This is a genomic window from Roseomonas sp. CAU 1739 (assembly GCF_039839775.1).
GTDB lineage: Bacteria > Pseudomonadota > Alphaproteobacteria > Acetobacterales > Acetobacteraceae > Neoroseomonas.
Genome location: NZ_JBDOQQ010000010.1, coordinates 168,273 through 185,685, shown reverse-complemented (window position 1 = coordinate 185,685; position 17,413 = coordinate 168,273). Strand labels below are relative to the sequence as shown.

The following is a 17,413-nucleotide window of genomic DNA, read 5'->3' as shown; positions in this document are numbered from 1 at the left end:
CGGTGCGCATCGGGCACCATTTCCCGAGGCCATCGCGCGGAGGCACTGCGATCCCTTCAACGCGGGGCGTCGCCGCCTTGCGCACCTTACCGACCGCTCCGAGAGCCCGGACGGGGTTTGCTGTCGCCGAGACAAGGAGTGGGCGGGCAAGGCCTCCTCGTCCCCAACCCGAGGCGTTGGGGCGGGGCTTCCTCGCCTGGCCGGACACGTTGGAGGTCTCGAATCGCTTCATCCGGCGATGAGGGCGGGATCGAGCGGCATCAGTCCTGAAGCCGGGACGAAATCGGCTCCAGAAGGTCCGAAAACTTCCGAACTCGGTCCGAAACTCAATTATATCAGTAGATTATCAACATCTCATCATGGCGTCGTCCTGCCCTTCGGAAGGTCGACCAAGCTCCGGGAGGTTTCGAGGTCTGGCGCCGTAGGCGTCAGCTCCTCGCGGCCGGGTTCCGACCGCAATGGCCAGATCAGGGTTGGGAGCTGAAGGGAGCCGCAACTCCCAGGGGACGAGAAACCCGATACGCCCGATCGCCCGCCGCTGTCGCCCGAGGGGGGGAGGAATCCGATTGAGCGCCCGGAAGGAGGCGGAGATCGATCACATGGAGGCCTGGAACCGCGCGACCGGCCCGGGCGCACGCGCCGAAAAGCCGGCCGCTAGAGCAGATCCCGATCAGGTGGGATCACCTGATCGGGTGGAGATGCCCGAAAAAGCCGAAGGCTAAAGCCGCTGCCGTGAGCCTAGGCGAACGGGAGCGGCTCAGCGGCCGACCTCGTCCCAGCCCATTCGGTGCAGGGGTTCCAGCACCGCAGATGCGAAACGGGCGCGATAGGCGGCCTCATCCGACACGCTCAGCGCCCTTAGCGGCCGCGCCAGCAGAGCGCGATCCCGCTGACGTAGATCGGCATTCAACGCCTCAGCCTCGGCGAAGCGGCCGGCTGAGTGTAAGGCCACCAGACGATACAGCAACCGTTCCTCGAGTGGAAAACGGGAGTCGCCATTCGGCGCCAGAAAGTCATAGGCCGCCTGATCCGGCTGCCCCGTCATCAACTTCGCCAGGCCAAGATAGACCTGCCAGTTTCCGGCGAACTCGTGGAGCGGCCGCTCCTGCAATGCGGCGCGCAACCATGGCAGGGCGGCTTCGGCATCGCCCAGCAGCAGATGTATGATGCCGATATTGGCCCGGTCCACCGGCCTCCCGGCGCGCTCGTAGAAAACGATCGCTTCGGCGAAGCGGCTCTGCTGGCGTAGGACCGCCGCCTGGGCTGCCAGCGCCATGGACGCGTCAGGCTTAGCGGCCAATGCCAGCGCTGCCAGGCGCTCGGCCTCACGCAAGTCCTGCGCAGGGTCCTGGCTGGCATTGTAGCTGCGCAGATTCGTATGGACGAAGGACGCCTCGGCCGCCGCATCCGCCAGGCTCGGGTCGAGTTCGAGCGCGCGGATGAACAGCGGAAGGCTCGCGCGCAGGCGTACCGGAAATGGCTCGGCGCCCTGCTGAGCAAGGCGGCCTTCTGCCAGCAATTGCCTCGCCTGCGCCCAGGGGGAAAGGTCGCCTGGCGCAACCATGTCCAGCGCAGCCGGGTCAGGTGCGCGGACTGCGCCCATCAAGGCCGCGACGGAAAGCCCGAGGCCGCAGCCCGCGACGACCAGGGCCACCCAAGCCAAGCGACTGCGTAGCAGATTGCTGGCCGGCTTCAGGACGTCCGCAGCCGAACCCGGGGCAAGCGGCGGCGCTGGATTGGCAGCGGGCACGACCGGGCGCGACCTGGTGGCCATCATATAGCCCCGCCGCGCATGAGTGCGCAGCAGGCTTGTTCCGCTTGGGCCCAGCGCGCGCCGGATCTCGGAGATGCATTGCGTCAGGCTGTCATCGGTGACCGCGACATCGCCCCAGACGGCCGTCAGCAAGGCGTCACGCGACACGACTTGGCCAGCGTGCGCCAGAAGATGCGCGAGCACCGCCGTGGTCTTGGGGCGCAACACCACTTCCCGCGCCTCAGCAGTAAGGACCCCGCGCGCAGGGTCGAAGGTGAAGCCCTCGAAGGTGAGGAGTGGGAGATGATGCGGCGGCAACTGGTCAGCGATGACCAAATAGGCGTCCCTCCGCATATCCGAATGCAAGACGCTTCGTAACAGGGGACTGCGGCGAGCGTCTATGGCGGAACAGTCTGGGCTCGCCATCGGGCGTGGTTCGGCGGTAGCGGCGCTTGATATTGATTGCGCAACGCGCCGGGCCATGGCGCGGCGTCTATCTGAGTCATGGCCGGTCGGGCGACGGCAACGATCGCGCCGGTCGCCGGGGGAGAGGCGCAAGCGGGACCGTCTGACCGTGGCAAGGGCACATCCGGCTGTAGTTTTCAGCGCTCCTTGAAGCAGATCCCCATCAGGTCGGATCACCTGATCGGGTCAAGATGCTCGATCTGGCAGAAGACTGGAGCGGCTTGTGTTACGCCGAACGCAAACGGCATCCGGCCACTGGTCAGACGGGATCGCCCGGCCGGTTCACGCCGCTCGCAGGCCCGGCGCCCATCCGCCCCAGCACATGGCCGAGTGCCGCGACACTCGCCGTCAGCACGCTGCCCCAGGCCAGGTCGATCGCCGTCACGATCCACGGCCAATCCCGCAGCGTGGCCTGGTTGGTCAGGTCATAGGTGCCATAGGCGCACAGCCCGAACACCGCGCCGCGCCACAACGCCCCTTGCCAGCGCGATGCCGGCCATTGGGCGAGCAGCAGGATGCCCAGCAGATACAGCAGGTAGAAGGCGATGGCCGGCACCAGCAGGAACCCATCCGCCCGCATCAGATGGCCGATCTGCGGCCGGTACATCGATTCCGCCGTCAGGGTCAGCCAGGCGGCATCGATCGGCAGCATCACCAGGCCGCTCATCAGGTAGGTGCGCAGCAGGCGCGGCATCAGGTGACCTCATAGTGGATGGCGGACCCGTCGCTGCCGCGGAACCGAAGGCCAAGCCATGCCGGGGACGCGTCGTACCAGGTCTCGAGGTCGACATCGCCGCTCAGCACGAAGCGGTCGCCCCGGCGCTGCGGGGCCCATGGCAGGGCCTCGGGACCGACGCGGCGCACAGCGGGGCGCATGACCTCGCCGGTCTGCGTGTTGATGAAGGGTCCATCGAGCATGCGCCGGTTCCAATGCGTCGCAGGCACGGCACCGGGCGGCGCGACGTAGCGGCCGGCCCGGCTGCTGTCGACGGCCAGGGTATCGCCCTGCGGCACCATCGTGATGGTGCTGCGGCTGCCATCGTCGTTGGTCTGCGCCTCGAAGCCGGTGATCCGGCCGTCCTCCCAGCGTTCCACCGCGCGGTGGCTGTAGCGGTACAGCGTGATCGGCCCGAAGCCGACCGCCAGGTCCACCGAGATGCGCACCGTCAGGCGCGTGCCATCGGGTTCGAAGGCCAGGACGTGCCGGCCGATGCCGCTGCCCTCGCGAATGACGCGAAACGACAGCTGCCGCGCCGGCGGGATCGGCAGGGATGCGCCGGCGTCCAAGGCGGGCAGCGTCGCCACGCCGGCGAGCAGGGTCCGCCGGGCGATCATGCCGCATCCTCCGCCCGGTGCAGCCGGTAGAAGCCGACATCGATCGCCCCGGCGCGAAAGCCCCCCTCGCAATAGGCCAGGTAGTATCGCCACAGGCGCTGGAACCGTTCGTCGAGGCCGCAGCGCGCGACCTCGGGCAGGGCATGGAGGAAGCGCCGGTGCCAATCGCCCAGGGTGCGCGCATAGCTGGCCCCGAAGGTCTCCTCATGGTCGAGGCGGAAACCTGCCGCGGCGGCCATGTCCCGCACGATGCGCGGTGTCGGCAGCATGCCGCCGGGGAAGATGTGGCGTTGGATGAAATCGGCGCTGCGGCGATAGGTGGCGTAGCGGTCCTCGGCGATGGTGATCACCTGCAGCACGGCGACGCCGCCGGGGGCCAGGCGTTCGCGCAGGGTGCGGAAATAGGTCGGCCAATAGGCCTCCCCCACGGCTTCCAGCATCTCGATCGACACGATGCGGTCGAAGGTCCCTCGAACATCGCGGTAGTCCTGCAGGCGGAGGTCGGCGCGCGCCGCGAGGCCGGCCCGCCCCATCCGCTCCTGCGCCCAGGCGAGCTGCGCGGGCGACAGAGTGACGCCGGTGAGGCGACCGCCATGGGCGGCAAGGATGCGCTCGGCGAGCCCGCCCCAGCCGATGCCGATCTCGAGCACGCTTTCCCCGCCGTGCAGGTCCAGCAGCGCGATCGCGCGGTCCTGCTTGGCGGTCTGCGCCTCCGCCAGCGTCGTATCGGCGGAGCGGTAGATGCCGGAGGAATACGACATGCCGGCATCGAGCCAGCCGGCGAAGAAATCGTTTCCCAGGTCGTAATGCGCGATGATGTTGCGGGCGCTGCCGCTGCGTGTGTTGGCGCGCCGCAGATGCGCCAGGCGGTTGCCGATGCGCGACAATGCCGTGCCGGCGATCCGGCGTTCCAGTTCCGGCCCGTTCACCGCGCCGAGTTCGATGACAGCCGCGAGGTCGGGGCTGGACCAGTCGCCGTCGCCATAGGCTTCGGCCAGCGCGATGTCGCCGCCGAAGGCCAGCCGCCGCAGCGTCCGCCAGCGGTGCAGCACGACGCTCGCCTCGGGGCCCGGCAGCGACGCGCGATGCACCACGCGTACCCCGTCGGGGGTCGTCACTTCAAGGCTGCCGCGGGTCAGTCCGGCCATGACGCGCCGGAGCGGCGCCGCGCGCATCCGGGCGAGGCCAGCGATGGGGAGGGCGAGTGCGATGCGCGGGATGCGCAGGGCCTGGCTCATGGTGTGTGTCCCTGGCTGGAAATGGTGACCGGCTCGGCAGGGGGGGCGGGCCGTGGGCGCGGGCGCATGCCCTTCCACCACAGCTTCAGTGCTTCCCAGTGGATGCCGCCGAGCACGCGGGCGGCGAGAAGAGGGTGCGAAAGGAAGGCGGCAAGCAGCCGCGCATCGGTGAGCGGCCGCCGTCGGCCGGCGAAGGCCGCGAACAACAGCGGGCCCGTCGCGTCATGCACATCGATGCCGAGGCTGAGCGCTTCATCGGGCAGGGTGACGCGGAAGTTGTAGGTCAGGCCCATCTCCATGAAGGGCGAGACATAGAAGCGCTTGTCGCAGCGCTGCCGCAGTGCGCCACGCACATCCCCGGTCACCGGGATCAGGTAGGAATGGCGCTGTCCGAAGGTGTTGTTCACCTCGTAGAGCATCGCCTGCAGCGCGCCGTCGGCGCCGTGGCAGAAATAGACGGTGATCGGATTGAACACCATGCCGAGCACGCGCGGCATGCACAGCACGCGGATGCGCCCGCCAGCGGGATCGAGCCCCGCCCGGCGTAGAAGCGCCTCGATCTGCGCGCGCAGCGGCGTGGCAGACCCGTCGCCGTGGTCGGCATCGTGGAAGGAGAACAGCGCGCCCCTGTTGTGCCCGAACAGCACCAGTCGCCGCCCAAGCGCCGCGACCTCATCCAGGTCGAGCAGGATGTTCAGCATGCGGTAGCGCAGCCGGTGCCGCACCGGGCGCAGCCGCGCATGCACCACCGCGCCGAGGTAGAGCGCCGATGCGCTCATGCCGCCATCACGACAGGCACCGGCGGCGCATGGATGCGGGAGCTGCCCGGCGGCACCTGCCACGGGCGCCGCACGCCGCCCAGTTGTTCGGCCACGGCGAGGCCCGCCTGCAACCCGTCCTCATGGAACCCCGCGCCGAACCAGGCGCCGCAATACCAGGTGCGCCGCGTACCCTGCAGCGTCCACAGCGCGCGCTGGGCGCGTATGGCGGCGGCATCGAACTGCGGATGGGCGAAGGTTTCTTCATGCAGGATATGCGCGGGATCTTCCGAGGGATTGAGCGTGACGAAATGCGGCCCGGAATCCCGCGGCAGCGACTGCAGCCGGTCCATCCAGTAACTGATGCACAACCCGCCATCGGCGCGGCCGATGTAGTTCCAGCTCGCCCAGGCGGCGCGCCGGCGGGGCATGAAGCGCGGGTCGCGGTGCAGCACCACGCGGCTCGGTTCGGTGCGCAGCGCGCCGAGCAGGGCGCGCTCGCTGTCCGACGCATCCTCCAGCATCGCGAGGGCCTGTGGGGCGTGGGTGGCGATCACCACCTCGTCGAAGCGCTCCGCGCGCCCATCGGTGTCATGCAGCAGCACGCCATCGTCTTCGCGCCTGATCGCGGTGACGCCGCAGCCCAGGCGCACGCCATGCGCGAAGGGTTCGGCGAGGCGGCGCACATAGGCGCGGCTGCCGCCCGTGACGGTGCGCCAGACCGGACGGTCGCGCAGTTTCAGCAGACCGTGATTCTCGCAGAAGCGAATGAAGGCGGTGGCGGGATAGGCGCCGACCTCGGCCGCCGGCGTGGACCAGATCGCCGCCGCCATGGGCAGCAGGTGGTCCTGCACGAAGCCTGGCCCATAGCCTTCCCGTGCCAGATAGGCATCGAGCGTGACCAGGTCGCGTTCCATGGCCGCGGCATCGCGCGGCGCCTGCCGGTAGAAGCGCAGCAGGTCGCGCAGCATCGACCAGAAGCGCGGCCGCAGCGCATTGCGCGGCTGCGCGAGCAATCCGCGCAGGTCGGTTCCGGCATATTCCAGCCGGCCGTCATCGATGGAGACGGCGAAGGACATCTCCGAGGCCTGGGTTTCCACCTCCAGGTGGCGAAACAAGGCGACCAGGTTGGGATAGGTGGCTTCATTGTAGACGATGAACCCCATATCCACCGGCGGCCCCCCGGCGCCGGCCTGCACCGTGCGGCTGTGCCCGCCGAGGCGGTCCGACCGCTCATAGACCGTCACGTCATGCGCGCGGGACAGCAACCAGGCGGCGGACAGCCCGGAGATTCCGCTGCCGATCACGGCAACCCGCTTGCGATGATGCCCTGCCATCCGACCTACCGGCTCCCGCGACACTGTTGACCGAGGTGAAAACGAAGGGGCCGCCCGTTTGGATCACTCGCCGATGGGAGTGATCCGATCCGTCCCTCGCTTCGTTATGAGGTTATGCTTGAACTGCTCATGCATCATGGCAGCCGGCTGCGCGGGGCCTGCCGCGACACCGGCCGCGAGGGGACGATGACCGACGGACAACAACCCGTCGATGGCGGCGCGCTGCTCGCGGCCATTGCCATGCGTGGCGACCGTGACGCCTTCGCGGCGCTGTTCGGCCATTTCGCACCCCGCGTGAAGGGATACCTGCTGCGCATGGGCCTCCCGGATGCGCAGGCCGAGGAACTCGCGCAGGAGACCATGCTGACGGTGTGGCGCCGGGCCGAACAATTCGACCCTGCGACCGGCGGCGCTTCCGCCTGGATCTTCACCATTGCGCGCAACCTGCGGGTGGACGCGGCACGTCGCGACCGCCTGGCGCCGCGGATCGAACTGATGGCGGACCAGCCACCGCCGCCGCCCGGCGCCGATGCGCTGATGCAGTCCAGCCAGCACGCCGATCGCGTGCGCCAGGCGCTGGCGCGCCTGCCGGCCGACCAGGCGGAGGTGGTCCGCCTGTCCTTCTTCGACGACCGCCCGCATGCGGAGATCGAGCGCGCGCTCGGCATTCCGCTCGGCACGGTGAAATCCCGCCTGCGCCTCGCCATGACGCGCCTGCGGGCCATCCTGGACGACATCCGATGACCCTTCGCCACCCGTCCGAGGCGACGCTACTGGCCTATGTCGCCGGCACCCTGCCTGCGCCCCACGGCATCGTCATCCGCACCCACCTCGCGGTGTGCGGCGCGTGCCGGGACAGCATCCGCCTCGCAACCGCGCTGGGCGGTGCGCTGCTCGCGGACGCGCCGCCCGCCGCGATGGCCGGCAACGCGCTGGAGCGCACCCTCGCGCGGCTGGGCGAGCCGGAACGCGCGCCGTCCCCCGCCCGCATCCCAACCACCGTCGCCGATTTCGCGACCGGCCGCTGGTGGTGGCTTGGCCCGGGCATCCACCTCATGCCGCTGATCCGCCGCGACCGCCAGGATGCGCGGCTGGACCTGATCCGCGTCGCGCCCGGCGTGGCCCTGCCTGGTCATGGCCATACCGGTGACGAGGTCACCTGCGTGCTGGAAGGCGCCTTCGGCGACGAGACCGGCGAATATCACGCCGGCGACGTGGCCGAAGGCGACGAGACCCTGGACCACCAGCCGGTGGCGCTCGACACCGGGCGCCCCTGCATCTGCCTGATCGCGACCACCGGCCGGCTGCGCGGCCATTCCTGGCTGGCGCGGCTGGTGCAGCCCGTGTTTGGCATCTGAGCGTGGTGCGCCGCCCGATGCTCGCCGCCCTTGGTGCCCTGGTCGCCGGAGCCTGCTCGCCGGTGGCGGTGCTGAACGCCCTGGCGCCACGCGTCGGCGTGCGCGAGACCACCGGTCTCGCCTATGCCGATGGCGCGCGACACGGCATCGACGTCTATGCGCCCAAGGATGCGCAGGCCGCGCCGGTGGTGCTGTTCCTCTATGGCGGATCCTGGGAAAGCGGGGATCGCGGGATGTACCGCTTCCTCGGCGCCTCGCTCGCCTCGGCCGGTGTCGTCTGCATGGTGCCGGACTACCGGGTTTGGCCTGAGGTGCGCTTCCCGGCCTTCATGGAGGATGCCGCGAAGGCCGTGGCCTGGGCGCGCCGCAACGCCGCCCCGCACGGCGGCGATGCCGACCGGCTGGTGCTGATGGGCCATTCCGCCGGCGCGCAGATGGCGACGCTGCTCGCGCTTGACGGCGCATACCTGGCCGATGCGGGGCTGCCGCCCGGCGGCGCGCTGCGCGGGGTGGTCGGCCTCGCCGGCCCATACGATTTCCTGCCGCTGCGCAGCCCGACCCTGCGCGCGATCTTCGGGCAGGAGAGCGCGTGGCCGGCCTCCCAGCCGGTCAACCACGTTCATCCGGGCGCGCCGCCGATGCTGCTGGCGACGGGGGACCAGGATTCCACGGTGCTGCCGCGCAACACCGCGAGCCTGGCGGCTCGGCTGCGCGCGTCCGGCAATGACGTGCAGGCCGTCACCTATGCCGGGATCGGCCATCGCGAGATCCTCGGCGCCTTCGCACCGCCGCTGCGCCTGCTGGCCCCCGTTCGTCAGGACGTGCTGCGTTTCATCGGCGAGGCGACAGCATGATCCTTCTTGTCGCGACGCTATTCCTGTCGGCCGTCATGGCCGCGGCCTGGGTGACACAGAACCGGCTGCGCAATGCGGGCTGGGTGGATGCCTTCTGGACCTTTGGGCTGGGGGCAGCCGGTGCCGGCATCGCGCTGGCTGGCGGGGCCGGGCCGCGTCGCTTCATCGTGGCCGCGCTGATCGGCGCCTGGGCGATCCGGCTCGGCGGTCACATCGTCGCGCGCAGCCGCGGCGCGGCGGAGGATTCCCGCTACGCCCATTTCCGCCAGGAATGGGGCGACGCCTTCGAAGGGCGCATGTTCGGCTTCCTGCAGATCCAGGCCGCCGCGGCCGCGCTGCTGCTGGTGCCGGTGCTGCTCGCCGCCGGTTCGCCGCGCGCGCTCGGCTGGATCGACGCCGTGGCGGTCGCGATCGGGCTGCTCGCCTTCGTCGGCGAGGGTATTGCCGACCGCCAGCTGCAGGCCTTCCGGTCCGACCCGCGCAACCATGGCCGTGTATGCGACAGCGGCCTGTGGGCACTGTCGCGCCATCCGAACTATGTCTTCGAATGGCTGCACTGGTGCGCCTATCCCGTGCTGGCGATCGGGGCGCCCTGGGCGGCGCTGGCGCTGGTCGGTCCCACCTTCATGTACTGTCTGTTGGTGCATGTGTCCGGCATTCCGCCGCTTGAGGCGCAGATGCTGCGCAGCCGCGGCGATGCCTATCGCGCCTATCAACACCGCGTCAGCGCGTTCCTGCCACTGCCCAAGGGATGGTCGAGATGAGCCTCGTCGCCGCCGCGGTCTCGGCCGCCGAACGCATGCCCCTGCCCGACACCGTCATGCGCGCGGGCATCGCAGCGCTGGTCGGGCGCACCGCGCGCAGGCTGCGCAGCGCCCCCGCCGAGACCGAGCGCAGCTTCGCCGAGGCGATGCGCAGCCATCCGATCGCGCTGTTCCCCGTCGATGCCAATGCGCAGCACTACGAGGTGCCGCCCGGCTTCTTCGAACATGTCCTCGGCCCGCGGTTGAAATATTCCAGCTGCCTGTATCCCGAACCGGGCACGACGCTGGCCGAGGCGGAGGACCTGGCGCTCGCCGAAACCGTCGCGCATGCGGACCTCGCCGACGGGCAGGACATCCTGGAACTCGGCTGCGGCTGGGGATCGCTGACGCTGTGGATGGCCGAGCGCTTCCCGGCGGCGCGCATCACCGCGGTATCGAACTCCGCGCCGCAGCGCGAGCATATCGAGACGCAGGCGGCGCGCCGCGGCCTGGTGAATGTCGAGGTCATCACCGCCGACATGAACCGCTTTTCCATCGACCGGCGCTTCGACCGTGTCGTCTCGGTGGAGATGTTCGAGCACATGTCGAACTGGCCGCAGCTGCTGGCCAACATCCATGGCTGGGTGCGGCCGGGCGGGTTGCTGTTCCTGCATGTGTTCAGCCACCAGGCGACGCCGTACCGCTTCGACCATGCCGACCGCGCCGACTGGATCGCGCAGCACTTCTTCACCGGCGGCATCATGCCGAGCCACAACCTGATCCGCCATTGCGCCGAGCTCTTCGCGCTCGAAGCCGAGTGGCGCTGGTCCGGCACGCATTACGAACGCACGGCGCTGGACTGGCTCGCGCGCTTCGATGGCCATGCCGCCGCGATCGAACCCGTTCTGCGCGCGACATACGGCGCGGACTGGCAGCTCTGGCGGCGGCGGTGGCGGCTGTTCTTCCTGGCCACTGCGGGCCTGTTCGGTGCGATGGGTGGGCAGGAATGGGGCGTGAGCCATTATCGGCTGCGACCGAGGTGACGATGCTCGCCAGGCTGCGCGCCTATGCCGCGCATCCCGATGCGGCAACGCGCGTGGTGAATGCGATCGCGCTGCTCGTGGGCTTCAACGGGCCGTTCTACCCGGCCTATGTCTGGTTCCTCGCTCCGGAAGCCGGGCCGGCCGCGCTCGCCACCATGGCGGCGAGCCCGTTCTTCCTCGCCATCCCGTGGCTCGCGCGGCGCCATGCTGCGGCGGCGCGCGCCGCGTTGCCGGTCATCGGCATCGCGAACACGGTCTGGACCGCCGCCCTGCTGGGGCGCGGTACCGGCGTGGACGTGTTCCTGTTCCCCTGCCTGGTGCTGGCGTTGCTGTGCTGGCGGGAGAGGTGGACCATGCTCGGCCTGCTCGGCGCGGGGCTGCTGGCGCAGCAAGTGCTGCTGCGCTGGGCCTGGGCGCCGATCGCCAGCCTCGCGATGGACGGCCAGGTCGCCCTGCAGAGCCTCAACACCATGAGTGTCGGCGCGCTGCTGGCGGTCATCGCGCTCAACATCGCAAGTCTGCTGCCATGCCAGCGGACGCGGGCGGGATGATGCCGCACTTGCCGCCGGGATGAACCGGATCGTTCAGATGCAACGGCGGAGCATGGTCCGGGCAGCCATCCGGCGGCACGCGGCGCGGAGCCGCCGCCGGAGTATCGGCGGCGCTATCCGCACTCCGCGCAGGTCATCAGCCCGCGCTTTTCCCGCGCCGGGGTGATCGCATAGCCGCAGCGCAGGCAGTTCGCGCCGTCATCCTCGGCGTCGAACGGGTCGGCGACACGCCGCGCCGACCTGTGCATCGACGGCTGGCGGGCCGGCATCGCCACCGCGACCGGCGCCTCGGCGACATCGTCCGGAGGGGCCGCCATGGGCTCGGGTGACGCAGGCTCCCAGGCGGGCATCACATGGGTGACCGGCTGCGTCACTTCCGTCGCAGCCGGCTCGATCGGCTGGAACAATTGCGGCTTTTGCCGCACGGGAAAGCCCCCATCCCAGGATGCGGAGCGGACATGGGCGTCGAGCCGCCGAGGCCTTTCCTTGGCGGAAGCCCCGGCCCGCACATGGACAACCTCGACGACCCTGCTGCCGGTCGCGCCCGCGCGGCCTGGGATGGTCAATCTTTCGCGCCGTTCGGCGGCTGCGGGCTTGTCGTCCTTGAAGCGGGCGAAGACGTGGTCCTTGTCGTCCATTGGACTCCAGGCGTGTTGAAAGGCGTTCAGCGGAGCCGACGCCGCCAGGGGGAAGCCAGGGCTGCGTCGGAGCCTAGTGGCCATGACGGGCCGTCTGCCCGGTCCAAACGTTGCAATCCGGACAGGGTTGCCGGTCACGGGCCATGCCAAGTCGGCAAAGGAATCAATAGGATGGAATTGGTCCGTCTTCAAGGTTCCGCGGCTGCCCCGACCCGCTGCCGGTGCGGGCTGTCGGCCCGGTCGAGGTCCACGCCGCGCCCTCCGCGGCGGCTTGCGCGATGGCCGCGAGGCGCGCAGCAGTAAGGGGGTTGCAGGCCTGAAGCCAGGGGGGAAAGTATGATCGAGGATCGGCGGATCGAAGTGCAGCCGGGACTGGTGTTCGACGTCTCGGTGGCCGGCGGCGCGGACGCGCCGCTCGTGCTTCTGCTGCATGGCTTCGCCGTCTCGCGGCATCTCTTTGATGCGCAACTGCCTGCGCTGGCGTCGGCCGGGTATCTGGCCGTGGCGCCGAACCAGCGTGGCTATTCCCCCGGTGCGCGCCCCGACCCGTCGGACGTCGCCGCGTATGACATCAACCTGCTGATCGGCGACGCGATGGCGCTGGCCGCTGCCATGGGCTGTGACGATCGCCGCTTCCACCTCGTCGGGCATGATTGGGGCGGCAGCCTGGCGTGGGATATCGCGTTTCGATTCCCGCAACGGCTGGCGTCTCTGACGATGCTGTCGAGGCCGCATCCCGCCGCCTTCGCCCGCGCCCTCGAGGAGGACCCGCAACAGGCGCACCGATCCCGCCATCACAAGGCCTTCCAGGACCCGGGCGCCGCGACGCAGTTGCTGAAGCAGGATGCGGCTTGGCTGCGGGCGCGGCACGCCGCCAACGGCGTGCCCGCCGCGGCGACCGAGAAGCATCTGTCCGTGCTCGGGTCACCGCCGGCGATGGAAGCGGCGCTCGCCTGGTATCGCGCGCGCGGCAAGGTCTATCGGCCCATCGGCGCGGTGACGGTGCCGACCCTGTTCATCTGGGGCGATGCCGATGACACGGTGGGCCGCATGGCGGCGGAGGGCACCGCCGTCTTCGTCGATGCGCCGTACCGGTTCGAAGTGCTGCCCGGCGTGGGTCACTACGCGCCGGATCAGATGCCTGATCGGGTGACGGCGTTGCTGCTCGCGCATCTGGCCATGCACGCGGCGTAGCACGGGCTGGAGTCGGCCCGAGGCGCCGCCCCCATCAGCCCGCCGTCGCCAGCATGCCGGTGTCGAAGTGCTCGACTTCAAGACCCTGCAAGGACGCGCTGACGATGCGGCATTCCCGCACGATAGTCTGCCCGCGATAGATCACGAGGCGCACGCAGTCGCCCGGGCGCAGCCCCGTGATGCCCCCGATCACGGCGCGCGTGCTGGACAGCGCCCGCAGCACGGCGTCGCGCCGCTTCCATCCGATCAGGACGGAGCAGGTTTCCTGGAGGGTGAGGTCGAGCGGTGGCCGGGACCCTGGGTGGACACCCGACACATGCGGGCGTTCCGGGCGCAGCGCCTCGGCTGCGGGTATCATCGTCATCGGGGCCTCCTGCCACCAGTCGCGCCACGCGCGGCGCGCATGGTCAGCCTGCGGCGGAAAGATTGATGAAGTGCTTACAACGGCGCGATTCATCCGCAGCGCTCGCCTTGGCGGCGCTGCCCCGCGCCCAAGCCCGACCGCATTCGCCGCGCGGGACAACCGCCGTCACGTCGCGCCAAGTGGCGGTGCCGCATTGCCAGCGGGGCGCCTTCCCGGTCAGCCTGGGACCCGCCGGCTGGACTGCGCGCCAGTCGCCACAGGAGAAGCCATGACCAAGCCAGAAGTCCCCATCGACGTGGATCCCGAAACGGGCATCTGGCGCACCGATGGCCTGCCGATGATCTACCTGCCTCGCCATTTCCTGGTGAACATGCAGAAGGGCGTGGAGACCGCCATCGGCGCCGAGGCCTATCGGGCGATCCTCTACGCGTCGAGCGACCTGTCCGCGCTGCAATGGTGTCGGGCGGAGGCCAGGACGCACGGCCTGACGCCGGTGGACACCTTCCGCCACTATCTCAAGCGGCTGTCGCAGCGCGGCTATGGGCAGATGGAGATCACCGCGCTCGACGAGGAGGCAGGCACCGCGGCCATCGTCGTGCGCCATTCCGCCTTCGCCCTCGGCTACGGGCCCGAGACCGGCAGGCATGTCTGCTACACTTTCGAGGGCAGCTTCGCCGGCGGCATGCGCTACATCCTGGAGATGGCAGGGCGGGCGGGCGTGCCGCAGTGCAGCGAGGTCGCCTGCGCCGCGGCCGGACAGCCCGAATGCCGCTTCGAACTGCGCTGCGACGCGGTCGCATGACGGGTCACCCCGCTGGCGGCTGAAGCGGGCCGTAGCGCGGCGTCGATGGCGGCCGGCACGGCAGCGTGGCTCGGTGTATCCGACCGACGCCGTGCGCGACCGTCCCTCGGCGTGCGGCGAACCGCCGGCCGCGACATCAAGCCGGCGCGGTTTCCGACGGCGGGTAGTTCAGTTCCACAGCCACCCCGTCCGGATCGTGCAGGAACAGCTGCGTCTGACGGTCGCGCGGGATGACCCGCTCCTCATAGGTCACGCCGCTTTTCGCCAGCCGGTCGCGCATCTCGGCAAGGCCGGTGCAGGAGAAGGCGATGTGGTCCAATAGCCCGGTGGGGCCGACGACGCGTTCTGGCCAGCCGGCCTCACGCTGCGGGCGCGGGCCGATCAGATGCACGGTCGGGTTGCCACCGCAGTAGAGCCAGTGGCCCTCGAAGCCGAGCGGCGGGCGGTAGCCTTCCTCGAGGCCCAGCAGGTTGACGTAGAAGTCGCGCGTCTTCGCGAGATCGACCGGGCGGATGGTATAGTGGTTCAGGCCTTCCAGCGGCATGGCGTGCTCTCCCAGGGTCAGAGGAAACGGGGGTGTGGCGCGAGGCCCATCAGATGCTGGCCCACTGTCTCGAAGTGGTTGCGGCGGCCCTGGATCTGCTGTGTCACGGCGTGGATGTCGCGGAAGCGCCGCTCGAAGGGCTGGCTTTCGAAGATGGCGGTCGCGCCGGCCTCGGCCCAGGCGAAATCCGCAACTTCCTTCGCCTGGTGGATCGCGAAGGTGCCGGCGAGCCGGATCGCCACCTTCTGGTCGGTGGTCATCGGATGGCCGGCGGCCAGGCTGTCCTGGGTTTCGCGCAGCGCGGTGTGCAGCCCGGCGCGGGCGGCGCGCCACTTGCCCTCGGCCCAGGCCAGGCCGCTTTGCAGCACCGGGCTGTCGCGCAGCATGCGCGTGGTGGACATCGGCGTCTTCCCATTCGCCAGGGTGACGAAGCTGTCGAGCATGCCGCGCGCGATGCCCAGCGCGACCGACGCGAAGCCCGACGCGTACAGATGCGTCGTGGTGAACCTGTACAGCGTGCCATGGCCCAGCGCCTGGCGCTCGTCGTCGCGATCGCGACGCACCGTGAAGGCTTCGGGCACGAACAGGTTCGTGACGCCGTAGGTGTCGCTGCCGGTGCCGCGCAGGCCCATCACCTGCCAGTTCTCCTCCATCGCGACGGCGCTGCGCGGGAACAGCATCGTGCGCTCATACGGGCTGCCATCGGCATTGCTGCGCAGGGTGCCGTCGCGCTCGCGCACCCGGCAATGGCCGCCGAACCAGGTTGCGTGCCGGCCGCCGCTGGCAAAGGGCCAGGTGCCGGTCACCCGGTATCCGCCCTCCACAACCTCGGCGACCTGGTCCGGCCCCACCGCACCCCAGGCGAGCGAAGCATCGGCCGGGCCCCAGATGGTGCGCGCCACCTCCGGCGTCACATACGCCGCGGACATCGAGCAGCCCGAAGCCTGGCCAATGCACCAGGCGGTGGACGCATCGGCGCGGGCGATCACCTCCATCATCCGGCAATAGGTCTCCGGCGTGGTCTCGTCACCGCCGATCGCGCGCGGCAAAAGGGTACGCACCAGCCGGGCGCCATGGATGGCGTCAAGCAATTCCGGCGGCAATTGCCGTTCCGCCTCGATGCGCGATGCGGCCGCTTCGATCAGCGGGGCCACGGCGCGGGCGCGGGCGACCGGATCCTCGGTGAGCGCTGTGGCGCGCACAATGGGGCTGGCTGCGCTCATGACGCCGTTTCCTCAGGCTTGTTATGCGGATTTCGTGTCGGACAAGTCTCGCGCGCGCTCGCTTGCCGCGTCAATCGGCCGCTTGACGCCCATCTCCGCGAATGGCCCGATCAGCGGCTGAATGCCGCTGGAGCCAAACTGGCGGTGATGGGAGTGTGACCATGTCCAACGCCATCCCGCGTCGCCTGGCGCTGACGCTGCCCATTGTCGCGCCCACGGCGCCGGCGCTGGCGCAATCCGCCTGGCCCAGTCGTCCGATCCGCATCGTCGTCCCGAGCGCCGCCGGTGGCTACGACACCTATGCGCGACTGATGGCGCCGCGCCTCGCCGAGCTGCTGGGCCAGCCGGTGGTGATCGACAACAGGCCCGGTGCCAACGGCAACATCGGCATGGCCGAGGTGCAGCGCAGCCCGGCCGACGGGCATGTCCTGCTGTTCGGCCATATCGGCGCCATCACCGTAAACAGTTCCCTTTATCGCAACATGCCGCTCGACCCGGTTGAGGACCTCGCGCCGATCGCGGTGGCGGTCACCTCGCCGCTGGTCTGGGTGGTGAATCCGGCCACGCCGTTCCAGGACATGGCGGGGCTGATCGCCCGCGTGCAGGCGGAGCCGGACAAGTGGAACTACGCCAATCCGAGTTCGGGTTCGATCAACCACCTGCTGGTCGAGGATTTCAAGTTGCGCCACAGGCTGGTGATGCCCGGCGTGCCGTATCGCGGAACACCACAGGCGCAGATGGACGTGGTGTCCGGACAGGTGCCGATCATGGTGGACAGCCTGGGAGCCGGATGGGGCCATATCTCCGCCGGGCGGGTGCGTGCCCTGGCGGTGACCGGGGCCACGCGCTCGGAACGCCTGCCCGATGTGCCGACCATGGTCGAGCTTGGGCTGGATCCGCAGCCCGTCGTCGCCTGGTACGCCTTCATGGCGCCGCAGGCGACGCCGCGCGCCGTCCTGCAGCGCGTGAACGACACGGTGAATGTGGTGCTGCGGGAGGACGCGATCATCGGCAAGCTGCGCGACCTGGGCGCCGCGCCGCGCATCACCACCGCCGACGACACGCTGACCTTCATGCGGGCGGAGCGGGCAAAGTGGGGCGCCGTGGTGCGCGCCGGCAACATCGCGGTGGAGTGAGCCGCGCCATCGTGCCGAAAGGGGCACGGCTATGCGGCGTGCTTCGATGGCGCCGCGCTGGCTGAAGCGCGGACCGC

General features: G+C 69.8%; 19 protein-coding genes. 9 read left to right on the top strand and 10 right to left on the bottom strand.

Annotated elements, in window-relative coordinates; all coding sequences use genetic code 11:
- Positions 1-757 precede the first annotated feature (757 nt).
- The 6 genes from AAFN86_RS17550 to AAFN86_RS17525 form a co-directional block, all read right to left on the bottom strand.
- Positions 758-2,089, bottom strand: coding sequence for a winged helix-turn-helix domain-containing protein (locus AAFN86_RS17550; RefSeq protein ID WP_347544675.1), 1,332 nt, complete (start codon positions 2,087-2,089; stop codon positions 758-760).
- Between the two features lie 388 nt (positions 2,090-2,477).
- Positions 2,478-2,912, bottom strand: coding sequence for a DUF2177 family protein (locus AAFN86_RS17545; protein WP_347544673.1), 435 nt, complete (start codon positions 2,910-2,912; stop codon positions 2,478-2,480).
- Positions 2,912-3,553, bottom strand: a complete 642-nt coding sequence (locus AAFN86_RS17540; protein ID WP_347544671.1) for a DUF6134 family protein — start codon at positions 3,551-3,553, stop codon at positions 2,912-2,914. The genes AAFN86_RS17545 and AAFN86_RS17540 overlap by 1 nt, the downstream gene beginning before the upstream one ends.
- The gene (locus tag AAFN86_RS17535; protein WP_347544669.1) at positions 3,550-4,791 is read right to left on the bottom strand and encodes a cyclopropane-fatty-acyl-phospholipid synthase family protein; all 1,242 of its coding nucleotides are present in this window, start codon (positions 4,789-4,791) and stop codon (positions 3,550-3,552) included. The genes AAFN86_RS17540 and AAFN86_RS17535 overlap by 4 nt, the downstream gene beginning before the upstream one ends.
- Positions 4,788-5,570, bottom strand: a complete 783-nt coding sequence (locus AAFN86_RS17530; RefSeq protein ID WP_347544668.1) for a DUF1365 family protein — start codon at positions 5,568-5,570, stop codon at positions 4,788-4,790. The genes AAFN86_RS17535 and AAFN86_RS17530 overlap by 4 nt, the downstream gene beginning before the upstream one ends.
- The gene (locus AAFN86_RS17525; RefSeq protein WP_347544667.1) at positions 5,567-6,886 is read right to left on the bottom strand and encodes an FAD-dependent oxidoreductase; all 1,320 of its coding nucleotides are present in this window, start codon (positions 6,884-6,886) and stop codon (positions 5,567-5,569) included. The genes AAFN86_RS17530 and AAFN86_RS17525 overlap by 4 nt, the downstream gene beginning before the upstream one ends.
- A gap of 114 nt (positions 6,887-7,000) precedes the next feature.
- On the opposite strand from AAFN86_RS17525, the gene AAFN86_RS17520 reads away from it, so the two are divergent.
- Genes AAFN86_RS17520 through AAFN86_RS17495 form a run of 6 tightly spaced genes read left to right on the top strand, consistent with a single transcriptional unit; the run spans position 7,001 to position 11,435 of the window.
- Positions 7,001-7,630 carry a sigma-70 family RNA polymerase sigma factor gene (locus AAFN86_RS17520; RefSeq protein WP_347544666.1) on the top strand — a complete coding sequence of 210 codons (630 nt, stop codon included), beginning with the start codon at positions 7,001-7,003 and terminating at the stop codon, positions 7,628-7,630.
- The gene (locus AAFN86_RS17515) at positions 7,627-8,244 is read left to right on the top strand and encodes a ChrR family anti-sigma-E factor (protein ID WP_347544665.1); all 618 of its coding nucleotides are present in this window, start codon (positions 7,627-7,629) and stop codon (positions 8,242-8,244) included. The genes AAFN86_RS17520 and AAFN86_RS17515 overlap by 4 nt, the downstream gene beginning before the upstream one ends.
- 2 nt (positions 8,245-8,246) lie before the next feature.
- The gene (locus AAFN86_RS17510; RefSeq protein WP_347544663.1) at positions 8,247-9,098 is read left to right on the top strand and encodes an alpha/beta hydrolase; all 852 of its coding nucleotides are present in this window, start codon (positions 8,247-8,249) and stop codon (positions 9,096-9,098) included.
- On the top strand, positions 9,095-9,862 hold the full coding sequence (locus AAFN86_RS17505) for a DUF1295 domain-containing protein (RefSeq protein WP_347544662.1): 768 nt from the start codon (positions 9,095-9,097) through the stop codon (positions 9,860-9,862). The genes AAFN86_RS17510 and AAFN86_RS17505 overlap by 4 nt, the downstream gene beginning before the upstream one ends.
- On the top strand, positions 9,859-10,884 hold the full coding sequence (locus AAFN86_RS17500) for a cyclopropane-fatty-acyl-phospholipid synthase family protein (RefSeq protein WP_347544661.1): 1,026 nt from the start codon (positions 9,859-9,861) through the stop codon (positions 10,882-10,884). Before AAFN86_RS17505 ends, AAFN86_RS17500 begins: the two co-directional genes overlap by 4 nt.
- A gap of 2 nt (positions 10,885-10,886) precedes the next feature.
- Positions 10,887-11,435 carry a hypothetical protein gene (locus AAFN86_RS17495; RefSeq protein WP_347544660.1) on the top strand — a complete coding sequence of 183 codons (549 nt, stop codon included), beginning with the start codon at positions 10,887-10,889 and terminating at the stop codon, positions 11,433-11,435.
- 113 nt (positions 11,436-11,548) lie between these two features.
- Here AAFN86_RS17495 and AAFN86_RS17490 read toward each other — a convergent pair whose 3' ends face one another.
- Positions 11,549-12,073, bottom strand: coding sequence for a hypothetical protein (locus AAFN86_RS17490; protein WP_347544659.1), 525 nt, complete (start codon positions 12,071-12,073; stop codon positions 11,549-11,551).
- A 336-nt stretch (positions 12,074-12,409) separates the two neighbouring features.
- On the opposite strand from AAFN86_RS17490, the gene AAFN86_RS17485 reads away from it, so the two are divergent.
- Positions 12,410-13,267, top strand: a complete 858-nt coding sequence (locus AAFN86_RS17485) for an alpha/beta hydrolase (RefSeq protein WP_347544658.1) — start codon at positions 12,410-12,412, stop codon at positions 13,265-13,267.
- A 34-nt stretch (positions 13,268-13,301) separates the two neighbouring features.
- On the opposite strand, the gene AAFN86_RS17480 is transcribed toward AAFN86_RS17485, so the two are convergent.
- A complete protein-coding gene (locus AAFN86_RS17480; RefSeq protein WP_347544657.1) occupies positions 13,302-13,631 on the bottom strand; it encodes a hypothetical protein in 330 nt (109 codons plus the stop codon).
- 268 nt (positions 13,632-13,899) lie between these two features.
- Between AAFN86_RS17480 and AAFN86_RS17475 the strand changes: the two genes are divergently transcribed.
- Positions 13,900-14,433, top strand: coding sequence for a DUF5943 domain-containing protein (locus tag AAFN86_RS17475; RefSeq protein WP_347544656.1), 534 nt, complete (start codon positions 13,900-13,902; stop codon positions 14,431-14,433).
- A 136-nt stretch (positions 14,434-14,569) separates the two neighbouring features.
- On the opposite strand, the gene AAFN86_RS17470 is transcribed toward AAFN86_RS17475, so the two are convergent.
- The gene (locus tag AAFN86_RS17470) at positions 14,570-14,977 is read right to left on the bottom strand and encodes a VOC family protein (RefSeq protein WP_347544655.1); all 408 of its coding nucleotides are present in this window, start codon (positions 14,975-14,977) and stop codon (positions 14,570-14,572) included.
- Between the two features lie 17 nt (positions 14,978-14,994).
- A complete protein-coding gene (locus tag AAFN86_RS17465) occupies positions 14,995-16,200 on the bottom strand; it encodes an acyl-CoA dehydrogenase family protein (RefSeq protein ID WP_347544653.1) in 1,206 nt (401 codons plus the stop codon).
- Positions 16,201-16,361: 161 nt separating this feature from the next.
- On the opposite strand from AAFN86_RS17465, the gene AAFN86_RS17460 reads away from it, so the two are divergent.
- The gene (locus tag AAFN86_RS17460) at positions 16,362-17,336 is read left to right on the top strand and encodes a tripartite tricarboxylate transporter substrate binding protein (protein WP_347544652.1); all 975 of its coding nucleotides are present in this window, start codon (positions 16,362-16,364) and stop codon (positions 17,334-17,336) included.
- The last annotated feature ends 77 nt before the right edge of the window (positions 17,337-17,413 follow it).

Coding starts and splice junctions, on each gene's coding strand:
- AAFN86_RS17545 (WP_347544673.1), bottom strand. CDS start 2,912: ATGCCGCGCCTGCTGCGCACCTACCTGATGAGCGGCCTGGTGATGCTG.
- AAFN86_RS17540 (WP_347544671.1), bottom strand. CDS start 3,553: ATGATCGCCCGGCGGACCCTGCTCGCCGGCGTGGCGACGCTGCCCGCC.
- AAFN86_RS17535 (WP_347544669.1), bottom strand. CDS start 4,791: ATGAGCCAGGCCCTGCGCATCCCGCGCATCGCACTCGCCCTCCCCATC.
- AAFN86_RS17530 (WP_347544668.1), bottom strand. CDS start 5,570: ATGAGCGCATCGGCGCTCTACCTCGGCGCGGTGGTGCATGCGCGGCTG.
- AAFN86_RS17525 (WP_347544667.1), bottom strand. CDS start 6,886: ATGGCAGGGCATCATCGCAAGCGGGTTGCCGTGATCGGCAGCGGAATC.
- AAFN86_RS17520 (WP_347544666.1), top strand. CDS start 7,001: ATGCTTGAACTGCTCATGCATCATGGCAGCCGGCTGCGCGGGGCCTGC.
- AAFN86_RS17515 (WP_347544665.1), top strand. CDS start 7,627: ATGACCCTTCGCCACCCGTCCGAGGCGACGCTACTGGCCTATGTCGCC.
- AAFN86_RS17505 (WP_347544662.1), top strand. CDS start 9,095: ATGATCCTTCTTGTCGCGACGCTATTCCTGTCGGCCGTCATGGCCGCG.
- AAFN86_RS17500 (WP_347544661.1), top strand. CDS start 9,859: ATGAGCCTCGTCGCCGCCGCGGTCTCGGCCGCCGAACGCATGCCCCTG.
- AAFN86_RS17495 (WP_347544660.1), top strand. CDS start 10,887: ATGCTCGCCAGGCTGCGCGCCTATGCCGCGCATCCCGATGCGGCAACG.
- AAFN86_RS17490 (WP_347544659.1), bottom strand. CDS start 12,073: ATGGACGACAAGGACCACGTCTTCGCCCGCTTCAAGGACGACAAGCCC.
- AAFN86_RS17485 (WP_347544658.1), top strand. CDS start 12,410: ATGATCGAGGATCGGCGGATCGAAGTGCAGCCGGGACTGGTGTTCGAC.
- AAFN86_RS17480 (WP_347544657.1), bottom strand. CDS start 13,631: ATGACGATGATACCCGCAGCCGAGGCGCTGCGCCCGGAACGCCCGCAT.
- AAFN86_RS17475 (WP_347544656.1), top strand. CDS start 13,900: ATGACCAAGCCAGAAGTCCCCATCGACGTGGATCCCGAAACGGGCATC.
- AAFN86_RS17470 (WP_347544655.1), bottom strand. CDS start 14,977: ATGCCGCTGGAAGGCCTGAACCACTATACCATCCGCCCGGTCGATCTC.
- AAFN86_RS17465 (WP_347544653.1), bottom strand. CDS start 16,200: ATGAGCGCAGCCAGCCCCATTGTGCGCGCCACAGCGCTCACCGAGGAT.
- AAFN86_RS17460 (WP_347544652.1), top strand. CDS start 16,362: ATGTCCAACGCCATCCCGCGTCGCCTGGCGCTGACGCTGCCCATTGTC.